At 68.3% G+C, this 13,739-nt stretch carries 12 protein-coding genes; 2 read left to right on the forward strand and 10 right to left on the reverse strand.

From position 1 onward, the window contains the following. The first annotated feature begins 56 nt into the window (after positions 1-56). Positions 57-281: a hypothetical protein gene (locus tag BW39_RS21565; RefSeq protein WP_012203534.1), complete on the forward strand. Its 225-nt coding sequence runs from the start codon at positions 57-59 to the stop codon at positions 279-281. Positions 282-314: 33 nt separating this feature from the next. Here the strand turns inward: BW39_RS21565 and BW39_RS21570 are convergent, their stop codons facing one another. Next, on the reverse strand, positions 315-848 hold the full coding sequence (locus BW39_RS21570; protein WP_013804003.1) for a DUF2939 domain-containing protein: 534 nt from the start codon (positions 846-848) through the stop codon (positions 315-317). 542 nt (positions 849-1,390) lie between these two features. On the opposite strand from BW39_RS21570, the gene BW39_RS21575 reads away from it, so the two are divergent. After that, the gene (locus tag BW39_RS21575; RefSeq protein ID WP_043824170.1) at positions 1,391-2,998 is read left to right on the forward strand and encodes a methyl-accepting chemotaxis protein; all 1,608 of its coding nucleotides are present in this window, start codon (positions 1,391-1,393) and stop codon (positions 2,996-2,998) included. A gap of 95 nt (positions 2,999-3,093) precedes the next feature. Here BW39_RS21575 and BW39_RS21580 read toward each other — a convergent pair whose 3' ends face one another. From BW39_RS21580 to BW39_RS21620, 9 genes are all read right to left on the reverse strand, one after another. Beyond that, positions 3,094-4,125 (reverse strand): GGDEF domain-containing protein, encoded by a 1,032-nt coding sequence (locus BW39_RS21580; protein ID WP_043824172.1) that lies wholly within the window; start codon positions 4,123-4,125, stop codon positions 3,094-3,096. 170 nt (positions 4,126-4,295) lie between these two features. Beyond that, positions 4,296-5,768 carry an ATP-binding protein gene (locus BW39_RS21585; protein ID WP_043824174.1) on the reverse strand — a complete coding sequence of 491 codons (1,473 nt, stop codon included), beginning with the start codon at positions 5,766-5,768 and terminating at the stop codon, positions 4,296-4,298. After that, positions 5,765-6,439: a response regulator gene (locus tag BW39_RS21590; protein WP_012203526.1), complete on the reverse strand. Its 675-nt coding sequence runs from the start codon at positions 6,437-6,439 to the stop codon at positions 5,765-5,767. The genes BW39_RS21585 and BW39_RS21590 overlap by 4 nt, the downstream gene beginning before the upstream one ends. Positions 6,440-6,499: 60 nt before the next feature. Beyond that, positions 6,500-6,904 (reverse strand): hypothetical protein, encoded by a 405-nt coding sequence (locus BW39_RS21595; protein WP_012203525.1) that lies wholly within the window; start codon positions 6,902-6,904, stop codon positions 6,500-6,502. A 35-nt stretch (positions 6,905-6,939) separates the two neighbouring features. Then, on the reverse strand, positions 6,940-8,439 hold the full coding sequence (locus tag BW39_RS21600; protein ID WP_043824176.1) for a phosphatase domain-containing putative toxin: 1,500 nt from the start codon (positions 8,437-8,439) through the stop codon (positions 6,940-6,942). A 308-nt stretch (positions 8,440-8,747) separates the two neighbouring features. Next, entirely contained in the window at positions 8,748-10,310 is a 1,563-nt protein-coding gene (locus BW39_RS21605; RefSeq protein WP_043824177.1) for a Do family serine endopeptidase, read from the reverse strand. A 95-nt stretch (positions 10,311-10,405) separates the two neighbouring features. Next, on the reverse strand, positions 10,406-10,774 hold the full coding sequence (arsC, locus tag BW39_RS21610) for an arsenate reductase (glutaredoxin) (protein ID WP_043824178.1): 369 nt from the start codon (positions 10,772-10,774) through the stop codon (positions 10,406-10,408). A gap of 31 nt (positions 10,775-10,805) precedes the next feature. Further along, entirely contained in the window at positions 10,806-12,122 is a 1,317-nt protein-coding gene (locus tag BW39_RS21615; RefSeq protein ID WP_012203521.1) for a nucleobase:cation symporter-2 family protein, read from the reverse strand. Positions 12,123-12,328: 206 nt separating this feature from the next. Then, a complete protein-coding gene (locus BW39_RS21620) occupies positions 12,329-13,714 on the reverse strand; it encodes an 8-oxoguanine deaminase (protein ID WP_043824179.1) in 1,386 nt (461 codons plus the stop codon). Positions 13,715-13,739: the final 25 nt, after the last annotated feature.

A 13,739-nucleotide genomic window follows, 5' to 3' on the forward strand; every position in this document is an offset into this window, starting at 1 on the left:
GGCTGGCCCTGCCCCGCCCGCCCCTGGCAGGCTGATCCGAACGGATACGGCAGGCCATGGACAGCCTTCTTTACATGGGCGTGCGGATCACGCCCGCATCACTTCCCAGCGATGCCTCGCCAGGCGCCTGGCTGCCGCGCGCCACCTTGCTGGAGGTGGCCAGCGGCAAGGCCCTGGAGGCCGTCACCGATGACCAGCCCTGCGACACGCAGCCAGAGGCCGATGCCCGCGCGCTGCGGCTGGGCAAGCGCCATGTGATGAAGGTGCTGCATCAAGGCTGAGGCGCCAGGGTGCTGGCCGCCTGCCCGCGCCCCTCAATCCATCTTCACGGCCACCAGCCTCCACCCCAACAGGCCTTCGCGCCTGAAGATGAAGCCGCCCGGCTCGCCGCGCGGGTGCACGAAGACCTTGGACCATCCCTGGTACTCCACGGAGTAGTCCTTGCGCGGCGGCCCGCCCTGGGTGTCCACGCCCACGCCTGCGGCGGCCACGTCCGTGGGTTTGCCGGGCTTGCCTTTTTCCAGCATGAGCATGACGCCGTCGGGCGAGACCAGCGCCTCGGTGAACTGGCTGACCAGGCCCTGGGCCAGTTGCTGGCCAAAGCCGGCCAGGGGGTTGGAGGCGCTGTCGCCCGAGCCGCCCATCTGGGACTGCAGCCTGGCCATCATCTGGCCCTTGATGCTTTCGCGCAGCGCAGGGAAGTCCACGTAGCCGGACAGGGCCTGGGCGTCGCGGCGCTCCACGGCCTTGCCGATCTGGTGCAGGGCGATGTAGGGCGATGCGTAGAGCAGTCCGGCCGCAGCCACGCAGAGGGCGGCCAGCGCGCGGGCAAGGGTTTTGGGTTTCATGGATCTCTTTCGTGAAGGCAGGCCAGGGGCCTCGCGCAAGCGCGGATGAACGCGCATGAACCGCGCATGAACCGCGCATGAACCGCGCATGAACCGCGCATGAACCGCGCATGAACCGCGCATGCACAGCGCATAAAGGCGAATTCTAGGCGGGCCGTTCGGCGCCGCAGCCACTGCCAGGGCCGTTGCCGCCTGTATTTTTCATAGCGAAACAATAGCGAAGCAATACGCAGAGAGCCCCTATCAGGCCAAGGCCAATACCTGAAAAACTGGTATTGCCTGGAGCATTCGATTCATACTATAGTTTGTAACAAATAGTTTACAAAACAATACAACATGGATCGCCATTGGCCACGCAGGCCATCGGCAAGCCAGCATCGCCGTTTCCGGATGCCTGTGAGCATTTGTGCAGACCGGGCATTTCCCGTTAGTGAAATCTCATTTTCATTACCGAGTCCGTTGTGAGAGATGCGAGTCATCACGGGGCGGCCTGACAACGCAAGTACCCACCAACCATCCGCAATGCATGCAAAGGACGCAGTATGAATAATTTCAAGTTATCGACTCGCCTGACCGCCTTGATTGGTTTTCTCTCACTGCTCATGATCGTGATCGGCGCTTTTGGGCTATATGGAATCAGCGAGTCCAATCGCCGATTCAAGGTGGTCTATGAAGAGCGCCTGGTCGCACTGGGCGATCTGCTGGAAGTGCAGCGCCTGCTGCTGCGCAACCGCCATGCGGTCTCGGGCGCCATTGCCGTGCACCTGCCCGAATACACGCAGCAAAAGCAGCAGGAGATACAGATCAACATCAACGACGTGAACAAGGCCTGGGCCTCGTTCCGCCAGACCCGGATGACCGAGGAAGAGGCGCAGCTGGCCGACCGCTTCGAGGCCGTGCGCGCGCTGTTCCTGCAGGGCTTTCTGAAGCCGGCCCAGCAGGCGCTGCAGTCCGGCGACCTGGAGCTGGCCCGGCAGTTGCTGATCGACAAGGACGAGGCCCTGTACGCGCCGCTGCGTGATGTGATCGTGCAGCTGACCGCGCTGCAGACCCGCGTCGCCAAGGAGGAATACGACGCCGCACAATCGCTGTACCAGGTGATCTTTGCGGTGGCCGTGGGCTCCATCATCGCGGGTGTGCTGCTCGGGGTGCTGCTGGGCTGGTCCATCATCCGCAACATGGCACGGTCGCTGCGCCTGGCCATTCATACGGCCGATGCCGTGGCGGCGGGCGATTTGACACGGCACATCGATGTGCGCGGCAAGGACGAGGTGTCCATGCTGCTGCGCGCCCTGCAGACCATGCAGGAGGGGCTGCGCGGCGTGGTGCGCCAGGTGCACCAGGGATCGGTCAGCGTGGCAGCGGCCAGCGGGCAGATCGCGCAGGCCAACCAGGACCTGTCCTCACGCACCGAAAGCCAGGCCAGCGCACTGCAGCAGACGGCCGCCTCCATGGAGCAGCTCAGCTCCACCGTGCGCCAGAACGCCGACAACGCGCAGATGGCCAACCAGCTGGCGCTGGGCGCCTCCACCGTGGCCGAGCAGGGCGGCGAGGTCGTGCGGCAGGTGGTGGACACCATGCGCGGCATCAGTGATTCCAGCCGGCAGATCGCCGACATCATCAATGTGATCGACGGCATTGCCTTCCAGACCAATATCCTCGCGCTGAACGCGGCCGTGGAAGCCGCGCGTGCGGGCGAGCAGGGCCGGGGCTTTGCCGTGGTGGCCACCGAGGTGCGCGGCCTGGCCAGCCGCAGTGCCGAGGCCGCCAAGCAGATCAAGCAACTGATCACCGACAGCGCCAGCCGCGTGCACAACGGCAGCGCGCTGGCCGACCAGGCCGGCACGACCATGGCCGAGGTGGTGGACGCCATACGCCGCGTGACCGATCTGATGGGCGAGATCAGCGCCGCCAGTTCCGAGCAAAGCTCGGGCGTGGCGCAGATCGGCCAGGCGGTCACGCAGATGGACCAGGCCACCCAGCAGAACTCGGCACTGGTGGAGGAGATGGCCGCCGCCGCTTCCAGCCTGCGTGGCCAGGCCGGCGACCTGGTGCGCACGGTGGGCGCCTTCAAGCTGGAGGCGGCAAGCGGCCATCAGCATGGCGCCGTGGAGCTGCAGCGCAGGCAGCCCATGCTGGCAGCAGGCTGAGACGGCAAGAAAAAAGAGCGCGCGCGAGAAGCAGCGAGACAGGCCGGAGCAAGGCAGCAGCAGGTCTTGGCCGCCTGGCCAGGCCTGCGGCTGGCTCAATGCAGCGCGTTGCCCCTGGCTTCGCGGCTGCGCGCCATCTTGACGCGGTACATGGCCGCATCGGCCTTTTGCAGCGCGTCGTCGGCGTCAATGGAGTCCGGCCGCAGGCAGACCACGCCCACGCTGGCGCCGCCGTAGTCCAGCGTCTTGCCATCGGGCAGATCGACCTGGAAGGCCGAGGCATCCGACAGGCGCTGTTGCAGTTCACGCGCCACGGCATCGGCCTCGCTGCCGAACAAGGGCCCCACGCCGATGAAGACGAACTCGTCCCCGCCAAAGCGCGCCAGCATGTCGGCGCTGCGCAGGTGGGCGGACAGGCGTTCGCCCATGGCACGCAGCAGCGCGTCGCCGGCCTCGTGGCCGTGCTCGTCGTTGACGTTCTTGAAGCGGTCCAGGTCGATGAAGCCCACCACCACGCATTCCTGGCTGCGGGCGCACCGGGCGATGAGCCGGCCCAGCTCGTCGGTGAGACAGCGCCGGTTGGGCAGGCCGGTCAGCGGGTCCAGCAAGGCCAGCGCCGCCAGCTCCCGGTTGGTCCGGTTCAGGCTGGCGATGAGCTGCTCGCGCTCCACGCGCTCGGCAATCAGGTTGGCGAACAGGCGCAGCATGCCTTCGGCCTCGCTGCTCAGGGCCTGCGAGGACTTGCTGGCCGCGCACAGCGTGCCGTAGAGCTGGCCATCCGAAAAACGCACGGGCGCGCTGGCGTAGGTGCGTATGCCCAGTTCACGCGCGGCCTCGGAGTCTCCCCAGCAGGCGCCCACATCGGGCGTGTACATGCGGCCTTCGTCCAGGGCGCGCTTGCACAGCGTGTCTCCCCAGGGAACGACCAGGCCCTCGGGAATCTGCATCTCGCTGGCGTTGCGCGCGTAGAGCACGCGCTGCTGGCCCTGTTCTTCGTTGATGGTGGTGAGATAGGTGGACTCCAGCTGCGTGCTCTCTTCGAGCATTTGCAGCAGGGGCCGCGTCAACTCTTCCAACGAATGCGCCTGGGTCACGGACTGGGACAGGCGCTGGACAAGGGACTCCATGAAATACCTCTCGAAATAACTACGGAAGCAGACTGCCCGCGCGGCTGATGAGGGAATGGCAAGGCAGGCGGGCGGGCACCAATTTGGGGATTGTGACCCGGCCGGACGCAGGCGGGAAGCATTCCCGCCGCGCGCTACACGCCGATAGGCCTGCGCGCCACGCGCCGCTGTCAGCGGCCCGACACAGGCGGCCATATCACCTGCACGCGCAGGCCGCCCAGCGTGGGCGAGCGGTCCAGCAGCAGGCGTGCGCCATGCCGCTCGGCAATGGTCTGCACGATGGCCAGGCCCAGGCCGCTGCCCTGCGCCTGCTGGCCCGCAGAAGCGGCTGAAGCCGCAGAGGGTCCACGCACAAAGCGCCGCAGCACCAGTTCGCGCTCGCTTTCGGCAATGCCGGGGCCCGAGTCCTCGACCACCAGGGCGCGGCCCTGTGCATCGCTGCGCCAGCCGACATCGACGCGGCCGCCTTGCGGAACGTACTTGACGGCGTTGTCCAGCAGGTTGCGCACCAGCATCTGCAAGGACTGTGCATCGCCCGCCACGGCAAAGGACTGCCGCAGTTGCGGGGACTCGCTCAGGCCCATGTCCAGGCCATGCTGCTGGGCGGCCACGGCCTGGTCTGCCAGGGCCTGCTCCACCACCTCGCGCAGGTCCACTTCGGCAGGTGCGGCCGCGGCAGCGCCGTGCTGTCCCTGCATGTCTTGCACGCCTGGGGCCGTGCCTTGTACCGTGCCTTGAGCTTCCTGCCGCGCCAATGTCAACAATTGTTCGACGAGCCGTGTGGCCCGGTCTATGCCGGCTGAAAGACGCTGCACGGCCTCGTCATGCGCGGCCACATCGGGCGCGCGCTGCAAGGCCACCAGTTGCAGCTTGAGCGCGGCCAGCGGAGAGCGCAGCTCGTGCGCGGCGTCGGCCACGAAGTGCTGCTGCGCCTCGAAGGCCTGGCCCACGCGCTGCAGCAGCGCGTTGAGCTCGGCCACCAGGGGCCGCACCTCGTCGGGCAGGCCCTCGGCAGGCACGGGCGCAAGGTCCTGCGGGCGGCGCGTGGCCAGTTCGCGGCGCACGCGCTGCACGGGCGCCAGCGAACTGCGCACCACCCACCACACGGCCAGCGCCAGCACGGGCGCCAGCAGGGCAATGGGCAGCAGGCTTTGCCAGGCGGCGTCGCGCGCCAGGGTGCGGCGCACGCGCATGTCCTGCGCCACCTGGATCACCTGCGAGCGCGTCTGCAGCGAGAACACGCGGTAGACGGTGCCGCGCGCAGGCACGTCGGCAAAGCCCAGCACGGCCATCTGCGGCAGCGCGGCGCCCAGGGCGGATTCAAAAATGCGCAGGCCTTCGTTGGTCCAGACCTGGACGATGAATTCGTGGTTCTCATCCTCGGGCGGCGTGCCCTGGGGCCTGCCGCGCGCATCCACCGGCAGGCCGGCACGCAGCGCAAAGGCGGTCTGCTGCATCTGGTAGTCGAACAGGGTGTCGGTCTGCAGCAGCGCATTGCGGTAGGCCAGCAGGCCCTGCAGCAGCGCCGTGAGCACGATGGCCGCGCCCAGGAACATGAGCAGCCGTGTGCCCAGTGCGCCGGGCAGGCGGCTGCGCGCCCGGGCGATAAGGGAGGAAACAAGGGAGGAAGCCGGCGCCGTCATGGCTTGGGCACCATGTAGCCCACGCCGCGCACATTGAGGATCAGCCCCGCGCCCAGCTTCTTGCGCAGGCCGTGGATGTAGACCTCGATGGCGTTGCTGCTGACCTCGTCGCCCCAGCCGTAGAGCTTGTCCTCGATCTGCTGGCGCGACAGCGTGCTGCCCGGGCGCGCCAGCAGCGTCTCCAGCACCGCCCATTCGCGGCCGGAGAGCACCACGTCGCGGCCATCGACGCTGGCCTCGCGCGTGGCGGGGTTCAGCCGCACGCCCTCGCGCTCGTACAGCGGGTCGGACCCGCCAGAGGCACGCCGCGCCAGCGCGCGCAGGCGCGCGAGCAGCTCGTCCAGGTCATAGGGCTTGACCACGTAGTCGTCGGCCCCGGCATCCAGCCCCGCGATACGGTCGCGCACGGCATCGCGCGCCGTGGCCACCAGCACCGGCGTGCGGTCGCGGCGCCCGCGCAGATGGCGCAGCACCTGCAATCCGTCCTGCCCCGGCAGGCCCAGGTCCAGCAGCACCATGTCATAGCCATGGCCGCCACCCGGGCCGGGGCACAGGGCCGCATCGGCCTGCAGGCCGTCACGGACCCAGTCCACCGCATGGCCCTCGCCGCGCAGCAGGGTCTGCACGGCCTCGCCGATCATGGCGTCATCTTCGACAAGCAGTAAGCGCATGGTTGAAGAATAGCTCCCTGGAAGGCTGGCTCAGTTGGCGACTCAGGGGGTGAGCGGCGGCTACACCGCCGCTTCAATCTTCGGCATGGCCATCCGGGCCTTGGTCAAGGCCATGCCCAGGTTGGCGGTACGCCGGCAGACGAAGACGGCCACGTAGTCGGGCATGAGCTTGCCGCGCAGGAAGACGTGGATGAGGTTGTCGCTGTTGACGATGAGCTCCTGGAAGTAGTGGTGGCCGTCGTCCTTGAGGCCGCGCGACTTCTTGAACAGGCTCTCGATCATCGAGACATTGGGGCCGTTGAACAGGTCGGCCGTGGCGGCGGCCACGAGGTCGATGACTTCGCGCGGATGCGAGTCCACCGTGCGGATGGCCAGCAGCATGCCGGAGGCGGCATCCACGTAGCCGATGGCCAGGCACTCGGGCACGGACCCGGCCACCTCGCTCAAAACGTTATCCAGGCTCATTGCAGCTTTCCTTTTTTGTGAATGGATGTGATCGGTCAGCCCATCTTCAGCAGCAGTGCCACTTCGTACGCGTAGAGCAGGTCCTCCTGGGCCTGGGACTGCACGTACTGGGCGTCGATGAGGCGCACGCGGCGCAGCGCCTCGTCGGCGGTGAGGCCCTCGCGCACCAGCCATGCGGCCAGCACCGTGCCCGTGCGGCCCAGGCCGGCCAGGCAGTGCACGGCCAGCACCTCGCCCGCGCGCAGCATGGCCGACATGCGCGCCAGCAGCATCTGGATCTGGGCCACCGTGGGTGATTCGTGGTCGCGCACCGGCAGGTGCAGGTTGCGCAGGCCGTGCCGCTGCAGCGGCTCTTGCGGCAGGTCGTTTTCGGTCAGCGTGATCAGCACGGTGACGCCGCAGCCGCGCAGGGCCTTCAGGTCAAAGTCCATGGACTGCACCACGCCGGGCTGCGGCGCACCGGCCAGCCGGCCCGGCACCAGCCAGGCAAAACCGTTGGGGCCACGGCTGGCGGGCACGGCCTGCGGGTCGGCGGCCAGCGGCTGCCAGTCCACCAGCACGGCGGGATTGACGGCGCGCGGCCGGGGAGCGGGTGTCGGTGCGGGTACCGGCGCAGGTATGGATGCAGGCACGGATGCAGGCGCAGGCTCAGGTGCAGGCATGGGCTCGGATGCAGGCTCGGTGGCCACTGCATCCGACAGAAACTCGGAGATCGCGGCCACGGCCGCTGCAGGCAGGGGTGGCGGCAGGGGCACGCCCTCCTCCAGGTCTTCGGCCCGCGCATCGGGAGAGGCCACGGCACAGCTGCCGGTGCGCAGGAACTGCTGGCCCGCCAGCGACAGCGGCGCACGCTGAAAGGCTTCCATGGATTGCGCCTCGGCGATGCGGCCGCCGGCCAGCAGCAGCATGTCCTGCGCCACGGCCTGTGCGTGCTGCTGGTGGTGCGTGCTCATCAGCACGGCGGTGCGCTGACCCACCTGGCGCAGCAGTTCCAGCAGCACGAAGGCCTCGTAGCCCTCCAGCTCGGCCGTGGGCTCGTCCACCATCAGCAGCGCCGGCTCGGCCAGCGCCTCGCGCAGGATGGCCACGGCCCGCTGCTGCACGGGGGACAGCTGCAGCGCCGGCTGGTCGAACATCAGCGCAAGCTCGGGGAAGCCAAAGGCCTGCACCTGGGCGCGGCACCAGTCGCGCAGTTCATGCGGCACCAGCTTGAGACGGGGGCGCGCCAGCTCCACGATGGCATCGAAGGTGCTGGCCATCATCAGCCTGGCCTGCTGCTGCACCAGGCGCGGCGCCTGCAGGCCGCTGCGCCATGGCTGGCCCGCGTAGCGCGTGCTGCCCCAGCGGCGAAAACGCGGGTTGGCGGCATTGAGATCGGCCAGCGTGCGCAGCAGGGTGGATTTGCCCGATCCCGAAGGCCCCAGCAAAACGGTGACGCCCCGGGCGGGCAGTGCGAAGTCCACCTCAGCCAGGATGACGCGCGCACCGAACGATGCGCCCAAACCCGCCACCTGCAAGCTGTAGTCCTGATTCAAAGCCGTGCCTTTCCTGTGATGCGTTGCGCCCCCAGGGGCCGTATTCCGTGAATCAAGACGGTCAGCGCACGCCTCGATGGGCCGGCAGTCTAAGCGGTTTCCCTTACATCAATCCGTCACAAAAAGAAACATTACTAACGCAAACGGGCGTCATTTCACACGATACAACCATCACATTGGCGTACCGATCCTTGGACCGCTGGCATTTTTCTCTGGGTTTTCCCAAAGCGATAGCCCCGGCGCATTCACGCCGGGGCCGTGCGATCAATCAAGTGTGTGGATGCTTCTGGTCCCTTACCTCCTTTCACTTACCCGAGACGTACGGGGACAAAGATCCTGTTGCCATCGCGCCAGATCAGCACGGCCACGGTCTTGCCGGCCTTGGCCATGGCGGCGCGCACGGCCTCGATATCACCGGCAGGCGTGCCGTTGATGGACAGCAGCACATCGCCCTGGGTGATGCCGGCCTCGGCGGCCGGGCCTGCGGCGTCGGCCACGACCAGGCCGTCCTTCACGCCGATCTGCTGCTTTTCCTCGGGCTGCAGCGGGCGCAGGGCCAGGCCCAGCTTGCCCTTGCCGGCGTCGGGCTTGTCCTTGGCCACCTTGGCGGCCTTGTCGCTGGCATCGCCCAGCACGGCGCTGAGCGTGCGGGCCTCGCCGTTGCGCCATATCTCCAGCGTGACCTTCTGGCCCGGCAGCGCCTGGCCCACAAAGGCCGGCAGATCGCCCGAGCCCACGATGGGCTGGCCATCGATCTTGCGCACCACGTCACCGGGCTCCAGGCCTGCCTGGGCGGCGGGGCCGCTCTTGTCCACGCTGGACACCAGGGCGCCTTCGGGACGGTCGAGCTTGAAGGAGTCGGCAAAGGCCTGGTTCACCTCCTGCACGGCCACGCCCAGCCGCGCATGCTGCACCTTGCCCGTGGCCACGATCTGCTGCTGCACACGCGTGGCCACCTCGATGGGAATGGCGAAGGACACGCCCTGGTAGCCGCCCGAACGCGAGTAGATCTGGCTGTTGATGCCCACCACCTCGCCGCGCGCATTGAACAGCGGGCCGCCCGAGTTGCCGGGGTTGATGGCCACGTCGGTCTGCAGGAAGGGCACGAAGGAGTCGTCAGGCAGGGTACGGCCCTTGGCGCTGACCACGCCGGCCGTCACGCTGCTCTCGAAGCCGAAGGGCGAGCCGATGGCCAGCACCCAGTCGCCCACGCGCAGGTCGGCCGTCTTGCCCAGCGATACGGTGGGCAGGTTCTTCGCCTCGATGCGCAGCACGGCCACGTCGGTCTTGGGATCGGCGCCCAGCACCTTGGCGCTGAACTCGCGCCGGTCGGTCAGCTTGACAGTCACTTCCTTGGCGCCGCGCACCACGTGGGCGTTGGTCAGGATCAGGCCGTCGCTGGAGACGATGAAGCCCGAGCCTTCGCCGCGCGTGGGCACATCGCGCTGGGGCTGGCCCTGGCCCATGCCCGGCATGCCGGGCACGCCGAAGCGGCGGAAGAATTCAAAGAACGGATCGTTGGGGTCCATGCCCTGCAGGCCCTGACCTTGGCCTTGGCCCTGCCGTGCAGCGGCCTCGTCGCCATCCTCGCCCATGGCACGCGAGCTGCCGACCACGCTGATGTTGACCACGGCCGCGCCGTTGCGCGCCGTGATGTCGGCAAAGTTGGGCGCCGCCACGGCGGCGGCGGGGGAAGCTGGAGAAGCGGTAGAAGCAGGCTGTGCTGCAGGCGCAAACAGCGACGTGGCGGCACGCGCATCGCCATGCACCACACCAACCAGACCGGCGCCCGTGGCGCCCAGGGCGCCGATGGCACCTGCGGCCACCAGGGCCAGCACCAGACGGCGGGGAGTGGACAGAATCTTGTTCATCGCAGACCTTTCCTCAAAAGCAGCGTTCCTTGCTGCGTTGAGGAGAAGTCTGAAGGGGCAGACTTAGGCGAGGCTTAGAACCCTCGCCGTGCATCTCAGATCAGCGCCAGCACCTTCTCCGGCGGACGGCACAGCGCCGCGCCCTTGGGCGTGACGACGATGGGGCGGTTGAGCAGCACGGGGTGCGCGGCCGCGGCGGCGATGAGCTGCTCATCGCTGACGGATGCATCGCCCAGGCCCAGCTCGGTGTAGACGGCTTCCTTGCTGCGCAGCAGCTCGCGCACGGGCACGCCCAGCCGCCGGACCAGGGCCTGCAGTTGCGCAGCGTCCAGGGGCTGGGCGATGTAGTCGACGATGGTCGGCTCCACGCCGTTGTCGCGCAGCAGGGCCAGCGCGCCGCGCGAGTTGCTGCAGCGGTTGTTGTGGTAGATGGTGATGTCGGTGCGGGGTGCGGTGGTGTTCATGGGCCGCAGTGTAGGCCCATGAAAATGCGCATCAGGCCACGGCTTCCTCGGGATGGGCATCGACCTCGCGGCCGGGCAGCAGCAGGTTCAGCCCCACCGCGACCAGGGCGCCGACGGTGATGCCCGAGCCGAAGACTTCGCGCACGAAGGCAGGCATGCGGGACAGCAGGTCCGGGCGCACCGTGACCGCCAGGCCGCAGCCCAGCGAGACCGCGATGATCAGGCTGGCGCGCCGCGAGTGCTCGGCGCCGCTGAGCATGCGGATGCCGGCCGAAATGATCATGGCAAACATCATCAGCCCCGCGCCGCCGAGCACGGGCTGCGGAATCGTCACCACCAGTGCGCCCAGCACGGGGAAGAGGCCGGCCAGCAGCAGCATGACGCCCGTCAGCATGACCACGTGGCGGCTGGCCACGCCGGTCAGCGAGACCACGCCCACGTTCTGGGCGAAGGTGGACAGCGGAGGGCTGGACATCACGGCGGCGAAGGCCGAGCCCACGCCATCGCACAGCATGCCGCTGGACAGGCGCTTGCCGTCGATGCGCGTCTGCGTGGCCGCGCCCAGGGCCATGAAGGTGCCCGTGGTCTCGACGATGGTCACCAGAAAGGCGATGGACATGGCGACGATGCCGGCCACCGGGAACGTCATGCCGAAGGTCAGCGGCTGCGGGATGGCGAAGACCGCGGCCTCGCTCACCTGGGTGAAGTCGATCAGGCCCAGCGCCAGGCACAGCACATAGCCGCAGGCGATGCCCAGCACCACGGCCGAGGCAGAGACGATGCCCCTGCCCCACTGCACGAAGCCGATCACCAGCACCAGCACGAAGCCGGCGATGGCCAGGTGGCCGATCGCGCCGTAGTCGCTGCGGCCCACGCCGCCCGCAGCCCAGTCCACGGCGACGGGGGTCAGCGACAGGCCGATCATGGTCACGACCACGCTGGTCACGGTGTGCGGAAAGAAGCGGCGGATCACGGGCATGAAGTAGCTGCCCACGATCATCACCAGCGAACCTACCAGCGAGGAGCCCAGGATGCCGGCCACGCCATGCTCCAGCCCCACGCTGATGCCCGCGCCCACGAAGGCGAAGCTTGTGCCCATGACGCAGGGCAGCCGTATGCCCACGGGCCCCACCCCCCTGCACTGGACGATGGTGACCACGCCCGAGCCCAGCAGCGCTGCATTCACCAGCGCCACGATCTGGTCGGCCGGCAGCTTGAGCGCCCCGCCGAAGACCAGGGGCACGGCGATGATGCCGCCCAGCGCCGCCAGCAGGTGCTGCAGCGACAGAAGGACCGTGGTGATGAGCATTGGCGGTCGGTCTTCCACCTTGTAAAGCAGTTGTTCCATTGTCTTGTCTCCTTGTGTCCTGGCCGTCGGCCTCTTCAGAGGCGCTTGTATGTATGTCGGGGCAGTGGTGCCGGAAAAGGGTGGGGGTCCTGAAAGTGCTGTCCGGGTCTTCGAGCCTCCTGGAAATGCTTCGGGGGAATGGCGCAGCGCGGCACGCCGGCACCCGCGATGGCCTGGGTGCCGGCCTGCCGCGCTGCAGGGAGATGTCAGTGGCCCGCTGCGCGCTCGAACAGCGTGCGGGCCAGTTCGCGGTGGCGTGTCAGCACGCGCGGCAGATCGGCCGTGAGCAGGTGGCCGTCACGGACCACGACACGGCCGTTGATGACGCTGGTGGACACGTCGGTGGGCGTGCAGAACACCAGCGCGGCCACAGGGTCATGGCCTGCGCCCGCGTAGCCCACGCCCGACATGTCGAAGGCCACGAAGTCGGCCGACATGCCCGGCGCCAGCGCGCCGATGTCGTCGCGCCCCAGCACGCGCGCGCCGCCCAGCGTGGCGATCTCCAGCGCCTCGCGCGCGCCCATGGCGGCAGGGCCGTGGCCCACGCGCTGCAGCAGCAGGGCCTGGCGCGCCTCGCCCAGCATGTGGGCGCCGTCGTTGGAGGCGCTGCCGTCCACGCCCAGGCCCACGGGCACGCCCGCATCGCGCATGGTGCGCACGGGCGCAATGCCCGAGGCCAGGCGCATGTTGGAGCACGGGCAATGCGCCACGCCCGTGCCCGTGCGCGCGAACAGCGCAATGCCCTCGGCATCGAGCTTGACGCAGTGGGCATGCCAGACATCGGGGCCGACCCAGCCCAGGCTTTCGGCGTACTGCGCGGGGGTGAGGCCGAATTTCTCGCGCGAGAAGGCGACGTCGTTGTCGTTCTCGGCCAGGTGGGTGTGCAGCGACACGCCGTGCGCACGCGCCAGCACGGCGGACTCGCGCATCAGCTCGCGCGTCACCGAGAACGGGGAGCATGGCGCCAGCACCACGCGCAGCATGGAGTGGCGTGCGCTGTCGTGGTACTGCTGGATCAGGCGCAGGCTGTCGCGCAGGATGGCCTCCTCCTCCTCCACCACCGCGTCGGGCGGCAGGCCGCCCTTGCTGCGGCCCAGGCTCATGGAGCCGCGCGCCGCATGAAAGCGCATGCCCATCTGCTGCGCCGCGGCAATGGAGTCATCCAGCCGAGCGCCATCCGGATACAGGTACAGGTGGTCGCTGGTGGTGGTGCAGCCCGACAGCATCAGCTCGGCCATGGCGGTCTGGGTGGAGATGTGGATCATCTCCGGCGTGAGGTGCGACCACAGCATGTACAGGTTGGTCAGCCACGAGAACAGCTCCGCATCCTGCGCGGCCGGCACGGCGCGCGTGAGGCTCTGGTACATGTGGTGGTGCGTGTTGACCAGGCCCGGCATGACCACGCGGCCGCGCATGTCCAGCACCTGGGCCGTGCCGTCGTCCACCATGCGGCGGTACTGCGGCGGCAGATCGGCCGTGGCGCCCACCCATTGCACGGCCGGGCCGTCGGCCACCAGGGCGCCGTCGCGGATCTCGCGGCGCTGCGCATCCATGGTGACGAGTACATCGGCGTTCAGGGCAATCAAGGTCATGGCGTTCTCTTCTTCGAAATGGAAA

The sequence above is a fragment of the Delftia sp. RIT313 genome (assembly GCF_000632165.1).
GTDB classification, from domain to species: domain Bacteria; phylum Pseudomonadota; class Gammaproteobacteria; order Burkholderiales; family Burkholderiaceae_C; genus Comamonas; species Comamonas acidovorans.

Excerpts from the sequence above, each read along its gene's own strand:
- BW39_RS21565 (WP_012203534.1), top strand. The coding sequence starts at position 57 with ATGGACAGCCTTCTTTACATGGGCGTGCGGATCACGCCCGCATCACTT.
- BW39_RS21570 (WP_013804003.1), bottom strand. The coding sequence starts at position 848 with ATGAAACCCAAAACCCTTGCCCGCGCGCTGGCCGCCCTCTGCGTGGCT.
- BW39_RS21575 (WP_043824170.1), top strand. The coding sequence starts at position 1,391 with ATGAATAATTTCAAGTTATCGACTCGCCTGACCGCCTTGATTGGTTTT.
- BW39_RS21580 (WP_043824172.1), bottom strand. The coding sequence starts at position 4,125 with ATGGAGTCCCTTGTCCAGCGCCTGTCCCAGTCCGTGACCCAGGCGCAT.
- BW39_RS21585 (WP_043824174.1), bottom strand. The coding sequence starts at position 5,768 with ATGACGGCGCCGGCTTCCTCCCTTGTTTCCTCCCTTATCGCCCGGGCG.
- BW39_RS21590 (WP_012203526.1), bottom strand. The coding sequence starts at position 6,439 with ATGCGCTTACTGCTTGTCGAAGATGACGCCATGATCGGCGAGGCCGTG.
- BW39_RS21595 (WP_012203525.1), bottom strand. The coding sequence starts at position 6,904 with ATGAGCCTGGATAACGTTTTGAGCGAGGTGGCCGGGTCCGTGCCCGAG.
- BW39_RS21605 (WP_043824177.1), bottom strand. The coding sequence starts at position 10,310 with ATGAACAAGATTCTGTCCACTCCCCGCCGTCTGGTGCTGGCCCTGGTG.
- arsC (WP_043824178.1), bottom strand. The coding sequence starts at position 10,774 with ATGAACACCACCGCACCCCGCACCGACATCACCATCTACCACAACAAC.
- BW39_RS21615 (WP_012203521.1), bottom strand. The coding sequence starts at position 12,122 with ATGGAACAACTGCTTTACAAGGTGGAAGACCGACCGCCAATGCTCATC.
- BW39_RS21620 (WP_043824179.1), bottom strand. The coding sequence starts at position 13,714 with ATGACCTTGATTGCCCTGAACGCCGATGTACTCGTCACCATGGATGCG.